This window comes from Sphingobium fontiphilum, assembly GCF_014196635.1.
Lineage (GTDB): Bacteria > Pseudomonadota > Alphaproteobacteria > Sphingomonadales > Sphingomonadaceae > Sphingobium > Sphingobium fontiphilum.
The window spans coordinates 60,975-84,762 of record NZ_JACIEB010000009.1 but is presented as its reverse complement, the minus strand read 5'-3'; the positions used below and the strand labels follow the sequence as shown (position 1 = coordinate 84,762).

At 64.7% G+C, this 23,788-nt stretch carries 22 protein-coding genes and 1 tRNA gene; 16 read left to right on the top strand and 7 right to left on the bottom strand.

Annotated features, from left to right (window positions below):
* The first annotated feature begins 51 nt into the window (after positions 1–51).
* From GGR44_RS15795 to xth, 6 genes are all read left to right on the top strand, one after another.
* A complete protein-coding gene (locus GGR44_RS15795) occupies positions 52–2,739 on the top strand; it encodes a bifunctional [glutamine synthetase] adenylyltransferase/[glutamine synthetase]-adenylyl-L-tyrosine phosphorylase (RefSeq protein ID WP_183956449.1) in 2,688 nt (895 codons plus the stop codon).
* Positions 2,739–3,200 carry a thioredoxin-dependent thiol peroxidase gene (gene bcp / locus GGR44_RS15790; RefSeq protein WP_183956515.1) on the top strand — a complete coding sequence of 154 codons (462 nt, stop codon included), beginning with the start codon at positions 2,739–2,741 and terminating at the stop codon, positions 3,198–3,200. Before GGR44_RS15795 ends, bcp begins: the two co-directional genes overlap by 1 nt.
* On the top strand, positions 3,197–3,988 hold the full coding sequence (locus tag GGR44_RS15785) for a ferritin-like domain-containing protein (RefSeq protein ID WP_281374312.1): 792 nt from the start codon (positions 3,197–3,199) through the stop codon (positions 3,986–3,988). The genes bcp and GGR44_RS15785 overlap by 4 nt, the downstream gene beginning before the upstream one ends.
* A 106-nt stretch (positions 3,989–4,094) precedes the next feature.
* Positions 4,095–4,817, top strand: a complete 723-nt coding sequence (locus tag GGR44_RS15780; protein ID WP_183956448.1) for a peptidoglycan DD-metalloendopeptidase family protein — start codon at positions 4,095–4,097, stop codon at positions 4,815–4,817.
* A gap of 76 nt (positions 4,818–4,893) precedes the next feature.
* Positions 4,894–5,220 carry an iron-sulfur cluster insertion protein ErpA gene (gene erpA / locus GGR44_RS15775; RefSeq protein ID WP_183956447.1) on the top strand — a complete coding sequence of 109 codons (327 nt, stop codon included), beginning with the start codon at positions 4,894–4,896 and terminating at the stop codon, positions 5,218–5,220.
* A 60-nt stretch (positions 5,221–5,280) separates the two neighbouring features.
* Positions 5,281–6,054, top strand: a complete 774-nt coding sequence (gene xth / locus GGR44_RS15770) for an exodeoxyribonuclease III (RefSeq protein WP_183956446.1) — start codon at positions 5,281–5,283, stop codon at positions 6,052–6,054.
* Between the two features lie 31 nt (positions 6,055–6,085).
* On the opposite strand, the gene GGR44_RS15765 is transcribed toward xth, so the two are convergent.
* Together GGR44_RS15765 and GGR44_RS15760 are read right to left on the bottom strand one after the other, a co-directional pair.
* The gene (locus GGR44_RS15765) at positions 6,086–7,477 is read right to left on the bottom strand and encodes a DEAD/DEAH box helicase (RefSeq protein WP_183956445.1); all 1,392 of its coding nucleotides are present in this window, start codon (positions 7,475–7,477) and stop codon (positions 6,086–6,088) included.
* Positions 7,478–7,598: 121 nt separating this feature from the next.
* Positions 7,599–8,018, bottom strand: a complete 420-nt coding sequence (locus tag GGR44_RS15760; protein ID WP_183956444.1) for a hypothetical protein — start codon at positions 8,016–8,018, stop codon at positions 7,599–7,601.
* Between the two features lie 78 nt (positions 8,019–8,096).
* Between GGR44_RS15760 and GGR44_RS15755 the strand changes: the two genes are divergently transcribed.
* From GGR44_RS15755 to GGR44_RS15745, 3 genes are all read left to right on the top strand, one after another.
* On the top strand, positions 8,097–9,554 hold the full coding sequence (locus GGR44_RS15755; RefSeq protein WP_183956443.1) for an FAD-binding oxidoreductase: 1,458 nt from the start codon (positions 8,097–8,099) through the stop codon (positions 9,552–9,554).
* 119 nt (positions 9,555–9,673) lie between these two features.
* Positions 9,674–10,468, top strand: coding sequence for a SapC family protein (locus GGR44_RS15750; protein WP_183956514.1), 795 nt, complete (start codon positions 9,674–9,676; stop codon positions 10,466–10,468).
* 279 nt (positions 10,469–10,747) lie between these two features.
* Positions 10,748–10,822 (top strand) — tRNA-Glu (locus GGR44_RS15745).
* A 567-nt stretch (positions 10,823–11,389) separates the two neighbouring features.
* Here GGR44_RS15745 and GGR44_RS15740 read toward each other — a convergent pair.
* Together GGR44_RS15740 and GGR44_RS15735 are read right to left on the bottom strand one after the other, a co-directional pair.
* Complete coding sequence (locus GGR44_RS15740; protein ID WP_183956442.1) at positions 11,390–11,710, bottom strand: hypothetical protein; 321 nt, start codon at positions 11,708–11,710, stop codon at positions 11,390–11,392.
* Positions 11,711–11,828: 118 nt separating this feature from the next.
* Positions 11,829–12,659 (bottom strand): 23S rRNA (adenine(2030)-N(6))-methyltransferase RlmJ, encoded by an 831-nt coding sequence (locus GGR44_RS15735; RefSeq protein WP_183956441.1) that lies wholly within the window; start codon positions 12,657–12,659, stop codon positions 11,829–11,831.
* Positions 12,660–13,007: 348 nt separating this feature from the next.
* On the opposite strand from GGR44_RS15735, the gene rnr reads away from it, so the two are divergent.
* The 4 genes from rnr to ligA are packed head-to-tail and all read left to right on the top strand — an operon-like array spanning position 13,008 to position 18,325.
* Entirely contained in the window at positions 13,008–15,329 is a 2,322-nt protein-coding gene (gene rnr, locus GGR44_RS15730; RefSeq protein WP_183956440.1) for a ribonuclease R, read from the top strand.
* Between the two features lie 16 nt (positions 15,330–15,345).
* Positions 15,346–15,726, top strand: a complete 381-nt coding sequence (locus GGR44_RS15725; protein ID WP_183956439.1) for a putative quinol monooxygenase — start codon at positions 15,346–15,348, stop codon at positions 15,724–15,726.
* On the top strand, positions 15,723–16,199 hold the full coding sequence (locus tag GGR44_RS15720; protein ID WP_183956438.1) for a hypothetical protein: 477 nt from the start codon (positions 15,723–15,725) through the stop codon (positions 16,197–16,199). The genes GGR44_RS15725 and GGR44_RS15720 overlap by 4 nt, the downstream gene beginning before the upstream one ends.
* A gap of 8 nt (positions 16,200–16,207) precedes the next feature.
* Positions 16,208–18,325 (top strand): NAD-dependent DNA ligase LigA, encoded by a 2,118-nt coding sequence (gene ligA, locus GGR44_RS15715; protein ID WP_183956437.1) that lies wholly within the window; start codon positions 16,208–16,210, stop codon positions 18,323–18,325.
* 9 nt (positions 18,326–18,334) lie between these two features.
* Here ligA and chrA read toward each other — a convergent pair whose 3' ends face one another.
* From chrA to GGR44_RS15700, 3 genes are all read right to left on the bottom strand, one after another.
* Entirely contained in the window at positions 18,335–19,633 is a 1,299-nt protein-coding gene (gene chrA, locus GGR44_RS15710) for a chromate efflux transporter (RefSeq protein ID WP_183956436.1), read from the bottom strand.
* Positions 19,634–19,770: 137 nt separating this feature from the next.
* Entirely contained in the window at positions 19,771–20,640 is an 870-nt protein-coding gene (gene yghU, locus GGR44_RS15705) for a glutathione-dependent disulfide-bond oxidoreductase (RefSeq protein ID WP_183956435.1), read from the bottom strand.
* 84 nt (positions 20,641–20,724) lie between these two features.
* Complete coding sequence (locus GGR44_RS15700; RefSeq protein WP_183956434.1) at positions 20,725–21,159, bottom strand: universal stress protein; 435 nt, start codon at positions 21,157–21,159, stop codon at positions 20,725–20,727.
* Between GGR44_RS15700 and GGR44_RS15695 the strand changes: the two genes are divergently transcribed.
* The 3 genes from GGR44_RS15695 to groL all read left to right on the top strand — a co-directional run bounded on the left by GGR44_RS15695 (position 21,140) and on the right by groL (position 23,540).
* Positions 21,140–21,334 (top strand): hypothetical protein, encoded by a 195-nt coding sequence (locus GGR44_RS15695; RefSeq protein ID WP_183956432.1) that lies wholly within the window; start codon positions 21,140–21,142, stop codon positions 21,332–21,334. The two genes, GGR44_RS15700 and GGR44_RS15695, sit on opposite strands and share 20 nt — an antisense overlap.
* A gap of 163 nt (positions 21,335–21,497) precedes the next feature.
* The gene (groES, locus tag GGR44_RS15690) at positions 21,498–21,785 is read left to right on the top strand and encodes a co-chaperone GroES (protein ID WP_007704439.1); all 288 of its coding nucleotides are present in this window, start codon (positions 21,498–21,500) and stop codon (positions 21,783–21,785) included.
* Positions 21,786–21,893: 108 nt separating this feature from the next.
* Complete coding sequence (gene groL, locus GGR44_RS15685) at positions 21,894–23,540, top strand: chaperonin GroEL (protein ID WP_183956430.1); 1,647 nt, start codon at positions 21,894–21,896, stop codon at positions 23,538–23,540.
* Positions 23,541–23,788 lie beyond the last annotated feature (248 nt).

Here is a 23,788-nt window from a genome sequence, read left to right as displayed (position 1 = left end):
TTCGTCGCATGGGCGCGCAATAGGGCGGTCAGGCAGAGGACCGGAGAACAGATGATCGACCCCGTGGGCGCAGAGGCGCGCATCCGCCGCCATTCCCCCTTTCTTTCGCGTCAGATGGACCGTTTTGGCGCCATTGCCGGGCTGTTGCGCGCGGGCGATTTGGAGGCCGCGCTGAAGGCTGCGCACCGTGCGGGAGAAGCGGCGGACAGCGTCGCCCAGTCGCTGCGCCGCCGCCGGTTTGCGCTGGCTCTGGTTACCGGCTTTGCCGATTTGGCGGGGGCATGGGATCTCGATCGGGTCACGCGCACCCTGTCGGATTTTGCCGATCAGGCGCTGGACGAGGCGCTGGCCGCCGCCATGGCCGAACGATATCCCGATGCCGAGCATCGCGGCTTCGCCGTGCTTGCGCTGGGCAAACATGGCAGTCGCGAGCTGAATTACTCGTCCGACATCGACCCCATATTGCTCTATGACCCGCGCGTGCTGCCGCACAACAGCCGGGAGGAACCGGCCGAGGCGGCCGTCCGCATCGGGCGGCGGATGAGCGAGTTGCTGACCGCGCCCGATGGCGACGGCTATGTGTTCCGCGTCGACCTGCGCCTGCGCCCGTCGCCCGAAGCGACGCCCATCGCCCTGCCGGTGGAGGCGGCCATCGGCTATTATGAATCGAGCGCGCTGGGGTGGGAACAGGCCGCCTTCATCCGCGCCCGCGCGGCGGCGGGGGACCGCGAACTGGGCGATTATTTCCTGCGCGCCATCCGCCCCTTTGTGTGGCGGCGCAATCTGGACTTCGGGGCGATCGACGCGATCACCGACATATCGCGCCGCATCCGCGACCATTATGCCCAGGGGCAGGCGTTCGGCCCCAGTTATGACCTGAAGCGCGGCCGGGGCGGCATTCGCGAGGTCGAATTTTTCGCGCAGGTGCATCAGTTGATCCATGGCGGCCGCGATCCGGCGCTGCGATCGGGCGCCACGCGCGAGGCGCTGGGCGCGCTGGCGGCTGCGGGGCTGATCCAGGGGGAAGTGGCCGATAGGCTGGACGCCGCCTATGTCCTGTTCCGCACCATTGAGCATCGGCTCCAGATGGTCGAGGATTTGCAGACCCACAGCTTGCCCGCGCAGCAGCCCGCGCTTGACAATGTGGCGGGCCTGCATGGCCTGGCCGATGGCGACGCGCTGCTCGACCTGTTGCGGCCGCATGTCGAATGGGTGGGGCGCAATTATGACCGGCTGACGCCCGAACAGGACCGCGATGCGCTGTCGCATGACGAGGACAAGCTGCGCGACCAGTTGCTGGCCATGGGCTTTGATGATCCGGCTGCGCCGCTCGCGCGCATCGCCGGGTGGCGAGCGGGCAAGATGCGGGCGCTGCGCAACGCCCCGGCGCGCGAGGCGCTGGAAGATTTGCTGCCCGGCCTCATGCGCGAACTGGCGCGTTCCCCCGACCCGGACCGCGCGATCAACCGGCTGGACGACATGATCGGTCGCCTGCCGAGCGCCATCAATTTCTTCAAGCTGCTCGCCGCCCGGCCTGCGCTGGTGTCGTTGCTGGGCGAGATATTGAGCCATGCGCCGACCCTGGCCGAGGCGCTGGGGCGTCGGGCTGAGCTGATCGACGGATTGATCGACGCATCGGCGTTCGACCCGCCGCCGCCGGTCGCGGAACTGGCCGACCAGTTTTCCATGCTGGAGCAGGGCGACGATTACCAGACCCTGCTGGATCGCGTGCGGCAAAAGGTCGGCGACCGGCGCTTTGCCCTGGGTGCGCAGATCGTGCGCGGCGGCGATCCGCTGGAAGCGGGCAGGGGCTATTGCCGGGTGGCGGAGGCGGCGGTGGAGACGCTGGCGCGCGCGACAATTTCCGAATTTGAGGCCACCCATGGCCGGGTGCCCGGCGGCGAACTGGCGATATTGGCGTTGGGGCGGCTGGGCGGCGGAGTATTGACCCATGCGTCGGACCTGGATGTCGTGTTCCTGTTCACCGGCGATTTCGCGGCTGAATCCGATGGCGCTTCGCCTTTGGGCGCAACCCGCTATTTCAACCGGCTGGCGCAGCGCATCACCAATGCGCTGTCGGTGCATACGGCGTCGGGGCCGCTTTACGAGGTCGACACGCGGTTGCGGCCGTCGGGGGCGCAGGGCTTGCTGGCCGTCAGCTTCGACAGTTTCGCCCGATACCAGCGCGAAGGGGCGTGGACATGGGAGCATTTGGCGCTGACCCGCGCCCGACCGATTTTCGGTTCGCCTGATGCGCGCGCAGCGTTGCAGGCGATAGTCGATGAAACGCTGCACGCGCCGCGTGATGTCGATGCGCTGGCGGCGCAGGCGGTGTCTATGCGCGGCGAAATCGCCAAGCACAAGCCGCCTGCGGGGGAATGGGATGTCAAGCTGGCGCCGGGCGGCCTCGTCGACCTGGAATTCCTGATCCATGTCAGCCAGTTCCGCCACGGCATGGCGTTCACGCCCGACCTCAAGGCGGCGCTGGAGCAACTGGTCGCGGCCGGGCATTTGCCGGCGGACCTCATCCCGGCGCATGATCTCGTCACCCGCTATCTGATCGTGTCGCGGCTGGTGTCGCCCAAATCGACCGAGCCGCCCGAAGCGTCGCGCGAACTGGTGGCCCGCGCCTGTGGCCTGCCCCATTGGACAGCTTTGCTTGAAAGCTATGGCCGGGCACGGCAAAGCATCGGCCAGGCATGGCAGGCGGTGGCCGCCGCCCATGGGGAGACGACATGATGTTGAGCGAAGGCGACAAGGTTCCCGGCGTCCCGGTGAAGGATAGCGACGGCGCGTCCTTCACGCTGGACCGCTATCTGGGCAAGCCGCTGGTGGTCTATTTCTATCCCAAGGCGGACACCCCCGGCTGCACCAGTGAGGCGAAGGATTTCACCGCGCTGGCGGATGATTTCGCGGCGGCCGGCGTGCCGGTGGTCGGCGTGTCGAAGGACAAGCCCGCAAAGCTCGCCAAATTCGCGGAAAAATACGGCCTGCGCGTCACGCTGGCGTCGGACGAGGATGATGGTTTTTGCGAAGCGTTCGGCACATGGGTGGAAAAATCCATGTATGGCCGCACCTATATGGGCATTGCGCGCGCGACCTTCCTGATCGGGGCCGATGGCGCTGTCTTGCGCGTCTGGCCCAAGGTGAAAGTGAAGGGCCATGCCGCCGAGGTGCTGGACGCGGTAAAGGCGCTTTGACGACAATCGGTCGGGCGTGCCGTGATGTCCTGCTGACCGCCGACCCCCATGCCAAGGTGATGCTGGCGCGGTCCGTCGCGCGGGGATGGCGGCTGGGGCGGATCGGCGAGGCGTGTGACGTGGCCATGCCCGAGCGCCCGGCTCGGCCCGATCGGCCCGAATTGCTGCCGCCGACGCAAATGCCGCGGCGGGGCAAGGGCGGATCGCTGCGCGCGCGGATCGCCATGCTTCATGCGCTCGCCCATATCGAATTTGTCGCCATTGACCTTGCCTTCGACATGGCCGGGCGGTTCGGGGCGGGCTTTCCGCGCGCCTTCCTGACCGACTGGCTGCGGGTCGGCGCGGATGAGGCGATGCACTTTGCCCTGCTCGACCGGCGGTTGCGATCGCTGGGCAGCCATTATGGCGCTCTGCCTGCGCATGACGGGCTGTGGCAGGCAGCGCAGGAGACGGCGCATGATCCGCTGGCGCGGCTCGCCATCGTGCCGATGGTGCTGGAGGCGCGGGCGCTCGACATCACGCCCGCCACCATCGCGCGGTTCGAAGCGGCGGGCGACATGGTGTCGGCGAAGATGCTGCGGCGCATTATGCGCGACGAGATTCGCCATGTTTCGGCCGGGACGAAATGGTTCCGCAGCGCGACGAACCATTTGTCGCTGGATGCGGCGGCCCATTATCAATTGTTGGTTCAGCGCCATTTTCGGGGAGGCATTAAGCCTCCATTCAACGACTCGGCGCGTCACGAGGCCGGTTTAACGCGCGATTTCTACTCGCCGCTTGCAAGCTGAGCGGGGATGGGCAGTCTCCAACTCGTCGGGGGCAGCCAAGCTGCTTTGTTGAACGGGGAATACGCCACGGATCGAAAAAGATCCGGGCGGGTTAGTCGGGGTCTGCATGAATAACCTTCCTACCAATAACGGTCGCACGTCACTCTGGTTCCACATCATCGCAAAAAAGGCTCGGATCGCCGCCCTTGCGGGTGCAGCCGGTCTGATGGCCGCCGCCGCGCCGGCCCATGCGACGGATGATGACGATCCCTATGGCGACGTCAGCGAAGCCAGCCCGCTGGGTCAGGGCGACGCCGCTTTCGCCAGCCTCTTCTCCTCGATGGAGCGTCTGGACGGTTCGACCAAGTCGGCCGCCTATATCCCCTCGGGCCGCCCGGTCGAAAAGCTGAGCCTCACATCCAATTTCGGCGTGCGTTCCGACCCGTTCAACGGCGGCGCGCGGATGCACAAGGGCATCGACATTCCCGGCCCGATCGGTACGCCGATCCGCGCCACCGCCGATGGCATCGTCAGCCGCTCCGGCTGGGCTAGCGGTTATGGCAACCTCGTCCAGATTTCGCACGGCAATGGCATGGAAACCCGTTATGGGCACATGTCGAAGCTGCTGGTGGCGGCCAACAGCTTCGTGAAACGCGGCCAGATCATCGGTCTTATGGGCTCGACCGGCCGTTCGACCGGCAGCCATCTTCATTACGAAGTCCGGGTGGAAGGCGCCGCCGTCAACCCGCTGCCCTTCGTCGCCGGTCCCGATTATCTGGTGGCGATGAACGCCAAGCCGCCGGTCGCCATGGGCGGCCCGACCCGCGCGCAGGAAAAGGCGGCCGACTGATCCCTGTTTCGGTTAAAAGCAAAGGCCCGGCAGCACATAGCTTGCCGGGCCTTTTGCTTGTCCCTATCTTGGCGGCATGAGCGACATTCAACTGACCCCGTCCGCCGCTGCCCGTGTTGCGACCATCGCCGCCAAGCAGGGCAAGCCCGCCATCTTGCGTCTGGCGGTTGAAGGGGGCGGCTGTTCGGGCTTCCAATATCGTTTTGGCCTGGCCGATGCCGTGGAGGCTGACGATGTGTCGGTCGAAACCGACGGCGTGACGCTGGTCGTCGACGATGTAAGCCTCGATCTGGTTCGCGGGTCGGCGGTCGATTTCGTGTCCGATCTGGGCGGCGCGGCGTTCAAGGTGACGAACCCCAACGCCACCGCTGGTTGCGGTTGCGGGTCCAGCTTCTCGGTCTGACCGGCATAGTGGCCAAGGGCCGATCTTGCCATTAGGGAGGCTGGCGAGGAGACCCGTTCCATGCGCATCGCCACTTTCAACATCAACGGCATCAAGGCGCGCCTGCCGCGCCTGATCGAATGGCTGGAAGAAACGCGGCCCGACATCGCCTGTCTGCAGGAACTCAAAACTTCCGACGAGACTTTCCCGGCGAAGGATATTGAGCAGGCCGGTTATGGCGCCATCTGGCTCGGGCAGAAGGGTTTCAACGGCGTCGCCATCCTGGCGCGCGGCGAAACGCCCGTCGAAGTGCGGCGGGGCCTTGATGGAGAGCCTGAGGACGAGCAGAGCCGATATCTGGAGGCGGATGTGAAGGGGGTGCGGGTCGCCTCCATTTATCTGCCCAACGGCAATCCGCAGCCTGGCCCCAAATTCGACTATAAGCTGCGCTGGATGGAGCGGCTGCGCGCCCGCGCGGCGCAAATCTGGGCGGAGGAAGCACCCGCCATCCTGGCTGGCGATTATAATGTCATCCCGCGCGACGCCGATGTCTTTTCGGTCAAGGCCATGGCCGATGATGCGCTGATGCAGCCCGAAAGCCGGGCCGCCTATCGCCGTCTGCTCAACGACGGGTGGACCGACGCGATCCTCAGCCGCCATCCGGCCGGTGGGGTGTGGACCTATTGGGATTATCAGGCCGGCGCCTGGCCGCGCGACGCCGGTTTCCGCATCGACCATCTGCTGCTCAGCCCGGCGGCGGCCGACCGCCTGATCGACGCACAGGTCGATTGCGCCTTCCGTGGACGCGAAAAGGCCAGCGATCATGCGCCGACATGGGTGGAATTGCGAAGCTGACTGACGCGGGCGAAACAACGCCCGTGCAGGGTCAGTTGCTGAAACCGAAGTTCAGGAATTCGGGGACCGGACCGTTCCAGCCTTCATCCGGGCCATCGTCATGGCGGCCATCGCGGCGGGGGCGGGCGGGGGCCTGATCGGCGGCGCGCGCCGGGCGTTCTGCGCGTTCCTCGCGGGGCTTTTCCGCGCTCCGGTCCGGCTTTTCGCGGCGAGGTTCCCTCTTGCTCCGGCTTTCCTCGCCGTCCTTGTTCGAGCGCTTCCGGTCGACAGGCGCCTTGTCCTCCGGCGCCTTTTCGGCCGGACGGGGCTTTGCGCCCTCGACATAGTCGATCTTCGTGCCGATCAGCTTCTGGATATTGTCGATCGCCTCGGCGTCGGCTTCGGTGACGAAGGTATAGGCGACGCCGGACGCCCCGGCGCGGCCGGTGCGGCCGATGCGATGGACATAATCGTCCGGGTGCCAGGGCGCGTCATAGTTGAACACGTGGGATACGCCCTTGATGTCCAGCCCGCGCGCCGCCACGTCGGAAGCAACCAATATGTTGACGGTGCCGTCGCGGAACCGCTCCAGTTCGGCGATGCGCGACGCCTGATCGATGTCGCCATGGATTTCGCCTGAACGGAAACCCATGCGCTGGAGGCTCTTGTTGAGTTCCCGCACAGTCGTCTTGCGGTTGCAGAAGATGACCGAACTGCTCACCGCTTCCGCTTCCAGCATGGCGCACAGCGTTTCGCGCTTCTTGCGCGAATCGACCTTCACCAGCCTCTGGGTGATGTTGGTGGAGGCGGTGGCGGGCCGCGCCACCTCAATCGATTTGGGGTTGGACAGGAATTTGTCGGCCAGTTTCTTGATGACCGGCGGCATGGTCGCCGAAAACAGCAGCGTTTGCCGCTGGGCGGGCAGCTTGGAACAGATTTCCTCGATGTCGGGGATGAAGCCCATGTCGAGCATCCGGTCGGCTTCGTCGATCACCAGCAGGTTGCAACCGTTAAGCATGATCTTGCCCCGGCCGAACAGGTCCATCAGGCGACCGGGCGTGGCGATAAGCACGTCAACGCCCTTTTCCAGCGCCTTGATCTGATCGCCCATCTGCACGCCGCCGATCAGCAACGCCATGGATAGCTTGTGATATTTGCCGTATTTCTCGAAGTTCTCGGCCACCTGCGCGGCCAGTTCGCGCGTCGGCTCCAGGATCAGGCTGCGCGGCATCAGCGCGCGGGCGCGGCCATGGGCCAATATGTCGATCATCGGCAGCACGAAGCTGGCTGTCTTGCCCGTGCCGGTCTGGGCGATGCCGATGATGTCGCGCATCATCAGCACGGAAGGGATGGCCTGCGCCTGAATGGGCGTGGGCGTGTCGTAACCGGATTCGGTGACGGCCCTCAATAATTCATCGGAAAGGCCGAGATCGGCAAAAGTCATGCAAATGTCCGGGACAAGGAATAACGCCGCCACGCCGAAGGACGGGCGGTAACCCTGCGCCCTTGGGGAAAACCACCCGATTTGTCAAGGAAATCCCAAGAAATTGCGTTAGCGGTCGGGGTCAATCATCCTCCACCAGACGCTTGAAACTGTCGACCACGCAGGCCATGCCGTTGCGCGACTGCAATTCATCCCGTCGCGAACATAAAGAGCCGTCGCGGGACGGTTCGACATAGAAGCCCGCGTAGAAGCCGACCGATCGGCATCCGCGCTCCAGATGCGCCCGATAGCGATGGCCATCCGCCAATATCAGGTCAACGCCGCGTGGGGATGTGATCGATGCGCCACGGATGGACCGGATGGCGATGCATTTGGGCCCTTTCCTTTCCTTCCACTCCGTCGGTTTTTCCACCTTGCGCTCGAGTCCCCGCGCGCGGGCCATCGGCACGCGAATGATGACGCGCTGTTCGATGGTCAATTGCGCCCACTGGGTCGGATCGGCATCCGGCGCGAGCAGCAGCAACAGGACGGAATGAAACAAAGCGAACCCCTTTAACGGCGGTCGGGTTAGGCGCTGACGGTTGAACATTGCATGAATTGCGGGGCATAGAATGGCCGTATGACCAAAGAAAACCTCTCCATTGCGCCCGAAACGCTTGCCCGCTTTGCTGACCTGCTCGGTCCGAAGGGCTTCACCGACGATCCCGACGCCATTGCGCCCTGGACCAGCGACTGGCGCGGGCGTTTCCATGGCAAGGCGGCGGCGATCCTGTCCCCGGCCGACACGGCGGAGGTTTCGGCGGTGGTGGGGCTGGCCACTGAACTGCGCATTCCGCTCACGCCACAGGGCGGCAATACGTCGATGGTCGGCGGCGCGACGCCGCCCGCCGATGGCAGGGCTCTGATCCTGTCGCTGCGCCGGTTGAACCATATCCGTTCGATTTCCGCCGCCGACAATATCGCCGTCTGTGAGGCCGGCGTCATCCTCTCGACCCTGCACGACGCGGCCGATGGGGTAGGGCGGCGCTTTCCCCTCAGCCTGGGCGCCAAGGGATCAGCCACCATTGGCGGCCTGATTTCGACCAATGCGGGCGGCACGCAGGTTCTGCGCCATGGCACGATGCGGGCGCTGGTCGACGGCATCGAGGCGGTTCTGCCCGATGGCAGCATCTTCTCTGGGCTCGATCCGCTCAAGAAGGACAATCGCGGTTATGACATCAAGCAATTGCTGATCGGGGCGGAAGGGACTTTGGGGATCGTGACGGCGGCCTCGCTGCGCCTCGTGCCCGCCATCGCCGCGCGGGCCGTAGGATGGGTGGGGGTGGAAAGCCCCGCCGCCGCGCTCGATCTGCTGCGCCTGATCGAAGGCGAGCTGGGCGACAGCGTCGAAGGTTTTGAAGTCGTGGCCGACGATGGCCTGGGCCATGTGCTCGACTATCTGCCCGATGCGCGCTGTCCCATTGAAACGCGCACGCCATGGCATGTGCTGATCGAAGTCGATCACGCGACATCCGGCGATCCGACGCCGGGCGAACGGCTGGAAGCGGCATTGGGCAAGGCTATGGAGGCGGGGATCGCCATTGATGCCGCGATCGCCGTCAACGAGTCGCAGGCGGACGCCTTCTGGCGGCTGCGCGAATCGCTTTCGCCCGCGGAAAAGGCGCAGGGCCCCGCCCTGCAGTTCGACATCAGCGTGCCGGTCGCGCGGATGCCCGCCTTCATGGTGGAGGAAGCGGCGGCGGCTATGGCCCGTTTCCCCGGCACGACCGCCTCATCCTTTGGCCATCTGGGTGATGGCAACGTCCATTTTCATGTCCGCGCCCCGGCCGGGACCGGCGATGGCCCGGCGTGGATTGCCGCGCAGGGCAAGGAAATCAGCGCCTTCGTGCATGACGCGGTGGTCGCGGCTGGCGGCTCGATTTCGGCTGAACATGGCATCGGTCAAATGAAGCGGGCGGAGTTGGGGCGGCTGGCCGGGCCGGCGCGGCTGTCGGCGTTGCGCGCGATCAAGGCGGCCTTCGATCCCCTGGGGCTGATGAACCCCGAAAAGCTGATCCCGCTGCCGGGCGAAGGATGACCATCGCAGGGCGCAAAACCATTGCCTCCACCGGTCAACGTCATTAGGTCGCTGGGGCAGTAATGGAACGGTGGTGGGCCCTGGCGCATCGCCCCAACATGACAGAACGGAAACACATCATGGCCAGCGCGCCCGCTCAATCGCTTCCCATCTTCTACAATGACCTGTTGCCGCTCAGCACCATCGATCACGCCGATTACAGCGTGCGTTCAGTCGAAGCCGCGCCGCACCTGGCGACGCAGCACGCCGTGCCGCTGACGATCGACGAATTTGCTGCGGCCCAGCGGATGCTGCCGATCATCTTTTCGGCTGGCAATGATCCGGTGCCGCTGGCGCTGATGGGCCTTAATGAGGGCGTCAACGTGTTTCTGGATGAAAATGGCGGGCTGACCGGGCCGACTTATATCCCCGCCTATGTCCGCCGTTATCCCTGGATGCTGGCCAAGCTTCGCCCCGATGGCGAGGAATTGTCGCTGTGCTTCGACCCGACGACGCCCAGCGTCGGCGTGTTCGATGAGGGCAACAAGCTGTTCGATGATGGCAAGCCGACTGAAGTGACCGCCAACATCCTGAAATTCTGTGAGGATTTTGAACAGGCGGCGGCCCGCACCGGCCAGTTCATGAAGGATCTGAAGGAACTGGATCTGTTGATGGACGGGGAAGTCGCCATTCAGGCTCCCGGTCTGGAACAGCCCTTCACCTATCGCGGTTTTCGCATGGTCAACGAAGAAAAGCTGCGCGACCTTCGTGGCGACCAGCTGCGCAAGATCAACCAGAACGGCATGCTGCCGCTGCTGTTCGCCCACCTGTTTTCGCTCCAGCTGATTCGCGAGATTTTCGAGCGTCAGGTTCAACTCGGCAAGGGCCCCATTGCCCCCATCGTGTCGACTGAGCCTGCGCCGGCCGAAGCCTGATCTGCGGCCGATTGGTCCATCATCGATCAAGTCTGGGGGAGAGATTTTCCGTTCCCTCTTGCAACGGAATGTCTCTCGCCCTATCTTGAGCATATATGGCGCACCTGTCCCCCTTTCGGGTGAGCCATATGGATGCCTCCCTTGTGGAGGCGTCTCCTCCCTGAACCCTGGCCACCCCATGCGAATCGCATGGGGTGGTTTTTTGTCAGGCTTGACGGGCCGCCTTTCCGGGCGTAGGTGCGCGCTCCTGCCCATGGCCCGCGCGATGCGCGGTGCAAAGGCCCCTTCGTCTAGCGGTCAGGACGCGGCCCTCTCACGGCTGAAACACGGGTTCGATTCCCGTAGGGGTCACCACCTTCGCTTCCCAAACGGTGCCAAAACATGCCAGGAATGGCTGTTTTCTGCGATTTTTCTGTGATATAATGCTCCTATGTGGAGCAGCTGAGCACCACCCGATACCACCAAATCGATGGTATGTCCGATGGTAGGCGAGCGCTCCCCTCATGGGAGATACCATCATGGCCCTCCCTGCCCTTGCCATCAAGGCGAGCAAGGCTCGCGACAGCGCGTATAAGCTCACCAACAGCGATGGCCTGCTTCTATTGGTCAGGCCCACATTTGGGGGCTGCTGGCGGATGAACCATCGTTATCTGGGCAAGCAATAGACGCTGGCCTTTGGCCTCTGGCCGGGAACACTGGTCGGACCACATCGACTTCGTCCGCGGTGGCGCCAAGGTAATCAAAGGAGCCTTCAAAAAAGCGGTGTCACCGACCTATATGTCGACCCCTTGGAGACGTCCGGCACGAAAATCCAGTTTCTCAGGTGCGGAACGACCGCTTCCCGGATGCAGGTAAAGACAAACGGCGCCTTCCGACCGCTTCCATTATGATCTTGGATGATGATGGCACGATCGACGTCCCTTAGTCGCCGTTGGCATCAACCATGAAAACCGTAGGTTTGCCTCGCGACGAAGGCTCCCATCCGGCCGATAATGCTGCCCGTATCCCACGCGACGCAATGGCATTGTTGATGTGCAAACGCCCTTTGGGCAGTCCTCTCATCAGGCGCTTGGGCGGTGGAAATTCCAGTATGGCTGCGCGCGGCATGTCTCTCTCGCGCAGGGAGATCGTCATGCCCTTCCAGCCATCGGAAGAGGATAGTTGAGGCTCGCTCAGGAGCTCCCAATCATATTTCAGACCGTCGATCTCGACAGTGCCGCTGCGGTCGGATGCTTGAACCATGTCACTCTCCTAGCATGTCGGCCGCGCTACTTCATCCATGCTGTCGCAGGATGCTCTCGACGCCCCAGTTGCCAAAGAGCGCAGCGAAGCAATTCCGTTTCGGGGACAAGGGTTCGTCTCAAGCGCCCAACCAATCTGATATGATCTCGCCCTTATGTCCTTCGGGCGCCAAGGCCTGGCGCAATGCCTCCAATAAAGGCGGCAATGCCTGCGTAAAGGCGTAGGGCGGATTGACGATGAAGAGGCCGGCGCCATTATAGATGCCGGGTTGCTCGCTGTCGTAGAGCCAATGCTCCACCCGGAGCAGTTTCGGGATGCCGAGCCTGCGCAGCTGCTCCTTCCACCGCCAATGCGTCGCGCGGTCTTTCAGCGGAAACCAGACCACCGTCACACCATGCGCCCATTTGCGGTGAGCGGCGGCGAGCGTGCCGGTAATGCGGGCCCGTTCGTCCGGCTGTTCGTAGGGCGGGTCGACTATCACGACGCCGCGCCCGGTGCGCGGCGGCAGCAGAGCCAGCCAAAGCTCGTAGGCGTCGCGTTGATGCACGGCCGCGCTGGCGCCCCGCATCACGCCGCGCAGGGCGTAAACGTCCTTCGGGTGCTTTTCATTGAGGATCAGGAAATCCTGTGGGCGCAAAAGCTGCGCCAGAATCTTCGGCGAACCGGGGTAGAGGCGCGGTCCGCCGCTGGCATTCACCGCCTTCACGGCGGCGCGGTAGTCGTCCAGCAAGGGATGGGTGCTGGCAAAGGCCCGCAGCACACCCCAGGCGGCCTCGCCGGTGCGTTGTGCTTCGTCGCTGCCAAGGTCGTACAGCCCGCAGCCGGCATGGGTATCGATCAGAGTCAACGCGCCCTCCTTTTGCTGCAAGGCCCGGACCAGGGCGATCAGGAGGCTGTGCTTCACGACGTCGGCGCTGTTGCCAGCATGGAAGGAATGGCGGTAATTCATTGTAACTCATAATTGTGGTTGGTAGCCTCTACACGATCGGTCCGACCTTCTGCAAAGCGAAGCTGTGGTCGCGCCATTATTGCTGGGCGCGGAAGCCGCGCGCCGAGATAGGATGTTGCCACCTATCGGAGATCCATGATGCAACGAAGGAAGTTCACCCGCGAGTTCAAGCTTGAGGCGGGGTAGTTGGTTCGCGAACGGGGTGTCGCAGGCTGGTCGCCATGGCTGTTCGGGCTGGAAATGACCAGCATGTCAGTCGGCGTGCCGCTCTCGTTGCGCCCCCATGCCGCAACCCCGCCATGACCAACAATGCTGGCGGCGGCCCTCGCTCCCTCCTATAGCTGGTCCATGGCATCCACCCAGAAGCACAAGCCCGCCAAGGTCCGCCCCGCCGGATTTCCCACCCGCGACCAGGTGATGGACTTCATCGCCGGTTCCGATCAGCCGGCGGGCAAGCGCGAGATCGCCAAGGCCTTTGGTCTGAAAGGGCAGGAAAAGATCGCGCTCAAGGCGCTGCTGAAGGACATGGCGGACGAGGGGCTGATTGACATCGGCCCGGCCCGCGCCTTCCACAAGATGGGCGGCGTGCCCAAGGTGACGGTGCTGCGCATTGTCGACGTCGACGACACCACGCTGATCGCCACGCCCGAACGGTGGGAAGCCGAAGGGCAGCCCGCGCCGCGCCTGCGCGTGATCGAGCGGGGGAAACCCAAAACCCGGCAGTCCGCGCTCACCATCGGCGACCGCATCCTCGCGCGCACGGAGGAAGCGGGCAAGGGCTGGGTCGCCCACCCGATGAAGAAGCTGGCCAAGGCGAGCGAGGAACTGCTGGGCGTGGTGGAGGAAGCGGAAGGCGGCAAGCTGTGGCTGCGCCCGGTCGACAAGCGCATCCGCCGCGACACGCCGATCAGCGACGCAGGCGAGGCCAAGCGCGGCGACCTGGTGCTGGCCGAGCCGGTCGGCCGCCCGCCGCGCATTTCCGCCCGCGTCACCGACATATTGGGCGATCCCTTCGCCCCGCGCAGCTTCAGCCTGATCGCCATCCACAAGCACGGCATCCCCCATGTCTTCCCCGACCGGGTGGAGGAGGAAGCGGTGGCCGCCTCCGCCCTGCCGCTGCATGAGGATGCGCGGGAGGATCTGCGCCATTTGCCCATCGTCGCCATCGACCCGGTCGACGCGCGCGACCATGACGATGCGGTGTGGGCCGCTCCCGACGAAGACCCCGCCAATCCCGGCGGGTTCAGGGCCATCGTCGCCATCGCCGACGTCAGCTATTATGTCCGGCCCGGCGGCGCGCTGGACAAGGAAGCGCGCAAGCGCGGCAACAGCGTCTATTTCCCCGATCTGGTCGTGCCGATGCTGCCGCATCAGCTTTCGTCCGACATGTGCTCGCTGCGCGCGGGGCAGGACCGGGCGGCCATGGCCTGTCACCTGACCGTCAATGCGCAGGGCAAGGTGACCGCCTGGCGCTTCACCCGCGCCGTCATCCGCGTCGCCGCCGTCCTCGCCTATGAGGACGCGCAGGCCGCGATTGACGGCACAAAGCCGCATGAGCTGCTGGAACCGGCGCTAAGGCCCCTCTGGGCCTGCTGGGCGTTGCTCCGCAAGGCGCGCGAGCAGCGCGAGCCGCTGGCGCTGGACCTGCCCGAAAGGCGGGTGGTGCTCGACGAATGGGGCAAGATCGTCAGCGTGGCGGTGCGCGAACGGCTCGACGCCCATATGCTGATCGAGGATTATATGATCGCCGCCAATGTCGCGGCGGCCAAGGCTTTGGAGGCGAAGAAGGCGCCGGTCATGTACCGCGTGCACGAACCGCCCAGTCGCGACAAGCTGGTGGCGCTGAAGGATTATCTCGCCACGTTCGACATGGATTTCGCGCTGGGGCAGGTCATCAAACCCGCGACCTTCAACCGCCTGATCGCAAAGATCGGTGAGGCGGAGGAAAAGCCGCTCATCATGGAACAGATTCTCCGCACCCAGACCCAGGCCTATTACAGCCCCCAGAATATGGGCCATTTCGGGCTGGCGCTGGGCAGTTACGGCCATTTCACCTCGCCCATCCGCCGCTATGCCGACCTGCTGGTGCATCGTTCGCTGGTGCGCGCCTATGGCCTCGAAATGCCCGCGCCCAAGGGAACGTCGCTGCCCGATCGCACCGGGCTCAGCCAGGATGATTTCGAGAATATGGGCCGCGTCGGCGAAATGATCAGCCAGCATGAGCGCCGCGCGATGGAGGCGGAGCGGGAGACCATAGACCGCTATGTCGCGGCTTTCCTCGCCGCCCATGTCGGCGAACTGGTGGAGGCGCGGATCACCGGGGTCCAGAATTTCGGCTTCTTCGCCACGGTGGAGGGGCTGGGCGGCGACGGGCTGGTGCCCGTTTCCACGCTGGGCGCGGAACATTTCTATTATGACGAGGCCGCCCGCGCGCTGGTCGGCGTCGACAGCGGCGATCGCTATACGGTCGGGCAGCGGATGCCGTTGCGGCTGGCGGAGGCCGATCCGATCAACGGCGCGCTGCGTTTCGAACTGCCCGATGGCCCGTCCGGCGGCGGCCGCCCCGGACAGCCGCGCCGCGACCGCACCCGCCCGACAACCGCCCGCCGGGGCCGCCCTGCGAACATCCGCCACATCGGCGGCGCGCGCGGCAAGCATCGCAAGAAGTGAGGAAGAGGGCAGGGCGATGAGCCATGATCGACGGGAGATATTGACCTTCGCAGCCATGGGCGCGGCGCTTTCCACGCTGCCCGCCTCGGCCATAGCGGCCGATGGAGCGCCGCGCTATGGCCTGATCGGCCAGATGGTGGCCCAACCGGGCAAGCGCGACGAACTGGTCGGCTATCTGCGCGAAGCGACGGGCGCGATGCCCGGCTGCCTCTCCTATCAGATCGCGCTCGACGCCGGGAATGCGGACGCCATCTGGATCACTGAAATTTGGGACAGCCGCGAAAGCCATCAGGCATCGCTCAAAATCCCCGCCGTCCGCGCCGCCATCGCCAAGGCCCGCCCGATCATCGCGGCCATGCCGATGCATGTCGAAACGGTGCCGGTTGCAAACATATGATTCAAATAGGCGATTTTATCGCAGGGTATGCCGCTATTGTATCCTCAATAGTCGCCATTTTACAGTTTCGCGACCATCGATCTGCGAAAGAAGTGATCGGTATTCGGCAATCGGATGAATGGAGCTTGCCTGAGGGGGCTGTGACTCTCTACCTGACAAATCTTAGCAGCCGTCAGTTGGATATGGATTTCTTTGGCATCGGATGGGGCTATCGGCCATGGCTTAGGCCATGGAAAATTAAGATGGATGAAGCGAGTAGCCTGGCGGTTTTTGTCCTTCAGGAATCTGAGGAGATCAGGTGGACCAAGCCGCTTGATCCTGTCCAAGTGGTGTATGCGGAAGTAGATGTGCGCAAAGACCTCACTGCTTTAAAGAAGGCACTGACCCGGAAGGGGTTTGGATATAGAGCTTGCCTGATGATCAGCCACTCGCTGTCCTCAAGTGACGATATACGTCCTCTAAAAGATTCTTAAGCATCCCGATGACCGACCCCACCACCCTTACCGAAGCCGACGCCGCCAACCGCCTGATGCGGCTGGCGAAGGAGATTGCGCGGCATAACCGGCTTTATCACGATCAGGACGCGCCGGAGATTACCGACGCCGCCTATGACGCGCTGATGCGGGAGAACAACGCGCTGGAGGCGGCTTTCCCGCATCTGGTCCGCGCCGATTCGCCCAATGCTCTGGTCGGGGCCGCGCCGACGTCGGGCCTGAAAAAAGTGCCCCATGCCGTCCGCATGATGAGCCTCGACAACGGCTTTGCCGATGAGGACATTGCCGAGTTTCTGGCCCGCGTCCGCCGCTTCCTCGCGCTGCCGGAGGATGCGCCCGTCGCCATGACCGCCGAGCCGAAGATTGACGGCCTGTCCTGTTCGCTGCGCTATGAGAGGGGCGCGCTCGTCCTCGCAGCCACGCGCGGCGATGGCGCCACGGGGGAGGATGTGACCGCCAATGTCCGCACCATCGCCGACATCCCCGACCAGTTGACCGGCGAGGCCATCCCCGACATTTTCGAGATCCGGGGCGAGGTCTATATGGCGAAGGCGGATTTCACCGCCCTCAACGCCCGCCTGCTGGCCGAAGCCGAAGACCCGGAAAAGGCGCGGCAGTTCGCCAACCCCCGCAACGCCGCCGCTGGCTCCCTGCGCCAGAAGGACGCCGCCGTCACCGCCAGCCGCCCGCTGCGCTTCCTGGCCCATGGCTGGGGCGAGGCATCGGCCCTGCCCGCCGACACGCAACTGGGCGTGATGCGGGCCATCGCGTCATGGGGTCTGCCCCTGTCCGACATGCTGGTGCGGGTCGAAACGCTCGATGGCCTGCTCGCCCATTATCGCATGATAGAGGCGAAGCGCGCCGAACTCCCCTTCGATATTGACGGCGTCGTCTACAAGGTCGACCGGCTGGACTGGCAGCAGCGCTTGGGTTTCGTGGCGAAGGCGCCGCGCTGGGCCATCGCCCATAAATTCCCCGCCGAACGCGCACAGACCACGCTGGAGGCCATCGACATACAGGTCGGCCGCACCGGCAAGCTGACCCCGGTCGGCCGCCTGACCCCGGTCACCGTCGGCGGCGTGGTCGTGTCCAACGTCACGCTGCACAATGCCGACGAGATTGCCCGCCTCGGCGTGCGCCCCGGCGACCGCATCGTCGTGCAGCGCGCGGGCGACGTCATCCCGCAGGTGGTCGACAATCTGACCCGCGACGAAGCGCGCGAACCTTTCCTCTTCCCCGCCCATTGCCCGGTCTGCGGCTCCGAAGCGGTGCGCGAGGAGGGGGAAGTCGACATACGCTGCACCGGCGGCCTCATCTGTCCCGCCCAGCGTTTCGAGCGGCTGCGCCATTTCGTCAGCCGCGCCGCGCTCGATATTGAGGGGCTGGGCGAAAAGAGCATCCAGGAGTTTCTCGACCTTGGCTGGATCGCCGAACCGGCCGACATTTTCCGGCTGAAGGCCCATCGGGACGAACTTATCGGCCGGGAAGGGTGGAAGGAAAAGTCGGTCGACAATCTCCTCGCCGCCATCGAGGCGAAGCGCCAGCCCGACGCCGCCCGCCTGCTCTTTGGCCTCGGCATCCGCCATGTCGGCGCGGTGACGGCGCGCGACCTGCTTAAACGCTACGCCAGCTTGCCCGCCATCCGCACGCTGGCGGAGGGGATCATCGCCCTGCGCGCCGCCGCCGATCCGGCGGAAACACAGGCGAAGCGCGACAAGGCCATCGCCGAAATTATCGGCGTGGAGAATGTCGGCGCGGCGGTCGGCCATGCGCTGGCCGACTTTTTCCACGAACCCCATAATCAGGCGGTGTGGGACGACCTGTTGTCGCAGGTCTCGCCGCCCCCCTATGTCGTAGAAACCACCGCCAGCGCCGTCACCGGCAAGACCGTCGTGTTCACCGGCAAGCTCGAAACCATGAGCCGCGACGAGGCGAAGGCGCAGGCCGAACGGCTGGGCGCCAAGGCGGCCGGATCGGTCAGCGCAAAGACCGACCTGGTCGTCGCCGGGCCGGGCGCGGGCAGCAAATTGAAGCAGGCCGCCGCGCTCGGCATCGAAGTGATCGACGAGGCGGCCTGGGCGGAAATCGTGAAGGCGGCCGGCTGATCCCGCGCGTCAGACGCTGCTAAGCGCGAGGCCCGCCAGCGCGCAGAGCGTCAGCGTGGTCAGCACCCCGCGTTTCAGGGCAAAGATCAGCACCGCCGCCATCGCCGCGATCAGGGCGATGCGCCAGTCGATGCTGCTCCAGTCGGGGATGCTCCATCGCACCGGCCCCATCCTTTGCTCGCTCACCCGCGCGAACAGCACATGCAGCGCGAACCACAGCGTCAGGTTGGCGATGACGCCGACGATGGCGGCGGTCAGCGCCGCCAGCGCGCCGCGCAGCCGGGGCGCGCGCTCCAGCCGCTCCATCCATGGCGCGACGCTGAAAATCCACAGGAAACAGGGGGTGAAGGTGACCCACAAAGTCACCGCCGCGCCCAATATCCCGGCGACCAGCGGCGTGAAGGGCGCGGGCGCGCGAAATGCGCCCAGAAAGCCGACGAACTGGGTCACCAGGATCAGCGGCCCCGGCGTGGTTTCCGCAAGGCCCAGGCCATCGGTCATTTCGCCGGGCGACAGCCAGTGCATCTGCTGCACCGCCTGCTGCGCCATATAGGCAAGCACCGCATAGGCGCCGCCGAACGTCACCACGGCGAGTTGCGAGAAGAAGGCGCCGATCTTCCACAACACATGGTCCGGCCCCAGCGTGGCGAGGATCACCGCCATCGGCGCGGCCCAGATGGCCAGCCAGATCGCGACGCTGCGCAATGTCGCGCCCCATGGCATCGGTCCGACCGGCGCGGGCGCGGAGCCTCCATGCGCCTTCAGCCATTCGGGCCGGGCGCGCGCCACCACAAAGCCGATCAGGCCCGCGCCCAGCACCACCAGCGGGAAGGGCAGGTTGAACAGGAACAGCGCCAGAAATGCCGCCACCGCCAGCCCGCGCTTGAACCCGGTGGTCAGCGCCCGCCCGCCGATGCGCAGCAACGCCTGCACGACGATGGCCAGCACTGCCGCCTTGATGCCCAGAAACAGCGCGGCGACGACATGCAGGTCCGCTGCGAACGCATATAGGACCGAAAGCCCCAGCATGATCGCCGCGCCCGGCAGCACGAACAGCAGCCCGGCGGCGAGCCCGCCCTTCACACCGTGCAGCCGCCAGCCGATCCAGGTCGCCAGTTGCTGCGCTTCCGGCCCCGGCAAGAGGTGGCAGATGTTGAGCGCATGGAGGAAGGCGTCGTCCTCCACCCATTTGCGCTCATCCACCAGTTCCCGGTGCATCAGCGCGATCTGCCCCGCCGGCCCGCCGAAACTGACAAGGCCGATCCGCCCGAACACGCGAACCAGTTCTGCAAAGGAAGGTTTTATCATGCACGTCCCCGACACAGGACAGCCGCGCCGCCCCGTCATTCAAGCCGCGACGCTTGGGCGGGGAACGCCTGATCGGGGGGTCGCCTTGCCCCGATTGCGTTGGTTGTGGCGCAAGCGGGGCGGGCGATCAAGGGGGTTCAGTCGGCGTTTTGCAGCTTGTCCTGCGTCCGGGTCTCGAAATCGCTGGCGTCGTGCCGTTCATGCAGTTGCAGTTCAAGCGGCCCGCTGGTCATGTTGACCATGCGCCCGCGCCGCACCGCCGGGCGTGCGTCGATCTGTCGCGCCCAGCGCAGGACATGGGCATAGCGCTCGACATCCAGAAATTCCGCCGCTTCATAAAGGCGGCCCAGCACCAGCCCGCCATACCAGGGCCAGATCGCCATGTCGGCAATGCTGTATTCCGCCCCCGCCATATAGTCATTCTCGGCCAGATGCCGGTCGAGCACATCCAGTTGCCGCTTCACCTCCATGGCGTAGCGGTTGATCGGATATTCATATTTTTCCGGCGCATAGGCGTAGAAATGGCCAAAGCCCCCGCCCAGCAGCGGCGCGCTGCCCATCTGCCAGAACAGCCAGGACAGGGCGGCGGCGCGCGCGGCCGGATCGGCCGGCAGGAAAGCGCCGAATTTTTCCGCCAGATAAAGCAGGATCGCGCCGGATTCGAACACGCGCTGCGGCGGCGATACGCTGTGGTCCATCATCGCGGGGATCTTGCTGTTGGGGTTTACCGCCACAAACCCGCTGGAAAACTGGTCGCCTTCGTGAATGCGGATCAGCCAGGCGTCATATTCCGCGCCGCCATGGCCCGCCGCCAGCAATTCCTCCAGCATGATCGTCACCTTCTGCCCATTGGGCGTGGCGAGCGAATAGAGTTGCAGGGGATGTTCGCCGACCGGCAGATCCTTGTCATGGGTCGATCCGGAAATAGGCCGGTTGATATGGGCGAACCGGCCGCCACTGGCGGCGTCCCAGGTCCATTTTGCGGGCGGCGTGTAACTGTCGGTCATCGGTACGGGCTCCCTGGCTTGCGCAGCGCAGGTAGGAAGCCGCATGCCCATCGGCAATGCCGCCGCCGCCCTTTTGCGCTTGCGCTAACCGGCGGACGCGCGAACCACCAGGACGCTGACCGGCGATTGCTGGACGATGGCCGACGCATTGGAGCCCAACAGCTTGGACGACAGGCTGGGCTGGTGCGATCCGATGACGATCAGGTCGGCCCCATGCCGCTGCGCCGCCGACAGGACTTCATCGCGCACCCGGCCCCGGCGAGTCTCGATATCGACGCTCTTCGGGTCGATGCCCAATCGCGCACACCATGTTTTCATCGTCGCCATGGCCTCGTCGCGTTCCTGCTGGTCGAAATTCTCGACGATCAGCGCCGAATAGCGGGTGGGCAGATAATAGCGGACATATATCAGGTGCAATTGGCCATCGTCCCCGGCGATGGCGGCCGCGCGGGCCAGCGCCGCCTGGCCATTGTTCGCATCATGCACGTCAACGGCGACGATGATGTTGGAAAAGCGCATCCTTCCACTCCTTCTGTTTTTCCGTGATGCCAGCATCGGCATGGACGGCGGTCAGGAAAAGGGCGGCGTGCGCCCGGCCATCAAAAAAAGCGACGCGGCAACAATCCGGCAGCGCCGAAGGGCGACTGGCCGCAACGGTCATGCCGATGCGATAAATTCCATTCATACCCCTTGACGCGGCCACAGCGCCGACCATATTCGCGCTGCTGGCACTCGATCCCAAAGAGTGCTAACAACGACAAAGTTTATCGGGAGCAGGACAAGGCGGGCGGTTTGCCGGGCATATGCCCTTCCGTCGGCCGGACTGATCCCAACTGCTGAAGGGAAAGGCAATCAACATGGCATTTCGTCCGTTGCACGACCGCGTTCTCGTTCGCCGCATTGAAGCGGAGGCGAAGACCGCCGGTGGCATCATCATCCCCGACACCGCCAAGGAAAAGCCGCAGGAAGGCGAAATCGTCTCGGTCGGCACCGGCTCCAAGGCCGAAGACGGCAAGGTGACCCCGCTCGACGTCAAGGCTGGCGACCGCGTCCTGTTCGGCAAGTGGTCGGGCACCGAAGTCAAGGTCGACGGTGAAGACCTGCTCATCATGAAGGAATCGGACATTCTGGGCGTTGTTGCCTGAAATGTTGCTGTCATCCCGGCTTAGGCCGGGATCGCAGGCCTTTTAGCGCGGCGTCAGGCCGCACCATATCCCGGCCTTCGCTGGGATGACGGACAGAGGAAAAGAAACATGGCTGCAAAAGACGTAAAATTCTCCCGCGACGCGCGTGAACGCATCACCCGCGGCGTCGACATCCTGGCCGACGCGGTCAAGGTGACCCTGGGCCCCAAGGGCCGCAACGTCGTCATCGACAAGAGCTTCGGCGCCCCCCGCATCACCAAGGACGGCGTTTCCGTCGCCAAGGAAATCGAACTGAAGGACAAGTTCGAGAATATGGGCGCCCAGATGGTCCGCGAAGTCGCTTCGAAGACCAACGACATCGCCGGTGACGGCACCACCACCGCCACCGTCCTCGCCCAGGCGATCGTTCGCGAAGGCATGAAGTCGGTCGCCGCCGGCATGAACCCGATGGATCTGAAGCGCGGCATCGACCTCGCCGTCCACAAGGTTGTCGACGACATCAAGGCGCGTTCGAAGCCCGTCGCAGGCACCGCCGAAATCGCCCAGGTCGGCATCATCTCCGCCAATGGCGACCGTGAAGTCGGCGAAAAGATCGCCGAAGCCATGGAAAAGGTCGGCAAGGAAGGCGTCATCACCGTGGAAGAGGCCAAGGGTCTCGACTTCGAGCTGGACGTTGTCGAAGGCATGCAGTTCGACCGCGGCTACCTGTCGCCCTATTTCATCACCAACCCGGAAAAGATGCAGGTCGAACTGGCCGACCCATACATCCTGATCCATGAAAAGAAGCTGTCGAACCTCCAGTCGATCCTGCCGATCCTCGAAGCGGTCGTGCAGTCGGGTCGTCCGCTGCTCATCATCGCGGAAGACATCGAAGGCGAAGCGCTGGCGACCCTGGTCGTCAACAAGCTGCGCGGCGGCCTGAAGGTCGCGGCGGTCAAGGCGCCGGGCTTCGGCGATCGCCGCAAGGCGATGCTGGAAGACATCGCCGTCCTGACCAAGGGCGAAGTCATCAGCGAAGACCTGGGCATCAAGCTCGAAAACGTCACGCTCAGCATGCTCGGCACCGCCAAGCGCGTCACCATCGACAAGGACAACACCACCATCGTCGATGGCGCCGGTGAAGCCGAATCGATCAAGGCCCGCACCGAACAGATCCGCGCGCAGATCGAAGTCACGACGTCGGACTATGACCGCGAAAAGCTCCAGGAACGTCTGGCCAAGCTGGCTGGCGGCGTGGCCGTCATCAAGGTCGGCGGCGCGACCGAAGTGGAAGTCAAGGAACGCAAGGACCGCGTCGACGACGCCCTGCACGCCACCCGTGCGGCCGTTGAAGAAGGCATCGTCCCCGGCGGCGGCACCGCGCTGCTCTACGCGTCGAAGGCTCTCGACGGCCTGAAGGGCGCCAATGACGACCAGACCCGTGGCGTGGACATCGTCCGCAAGTCGCTGACCGCTCTGGTTCGCCAGATCGCCAGCAATGCGGGCCATGACGGCGCCGTGGTTTCGGGCAAGCTGCTGGATCAGGACGACACCTCGTTCGGTTTCAACGCCGCGACCGACACCTATGAAAACCTGGTCGCCGCCGGCGTTATCGACCCGACCAAGGTCGTTCGCACCGCGCTGCAGAACGCCGCTTCGGTGGCCGGCCTGCTGATCACCACGGAAGCCACCGTCGCCGAACTGCCGGCCGACGACAAGGCGCCGATGGGCGGCATGCCCGGCGGCATGGGCGGCATGGGCGGCATGGACTTCTAAGTCCGACGCCAATCGTCTGAATGAACGAGGCCGGTGGAGCGATCCACCGGCCTTTTTCGTGGGGTGACATGGCGACCACCCGAAAGCCCCGCCTGTCGCGCATGTCGGACCCCGATCCTGATTTCGGCACCGTGATCCCCGCGCAAGCCGGGATCGGTTGGCTGCTCCCTGTCGAAAAACGCCAGCAACGCCCGCTTCCAATGGCCGCGACAAATCCGCCACAGTTTCACCGAAACGATCCTATTTGG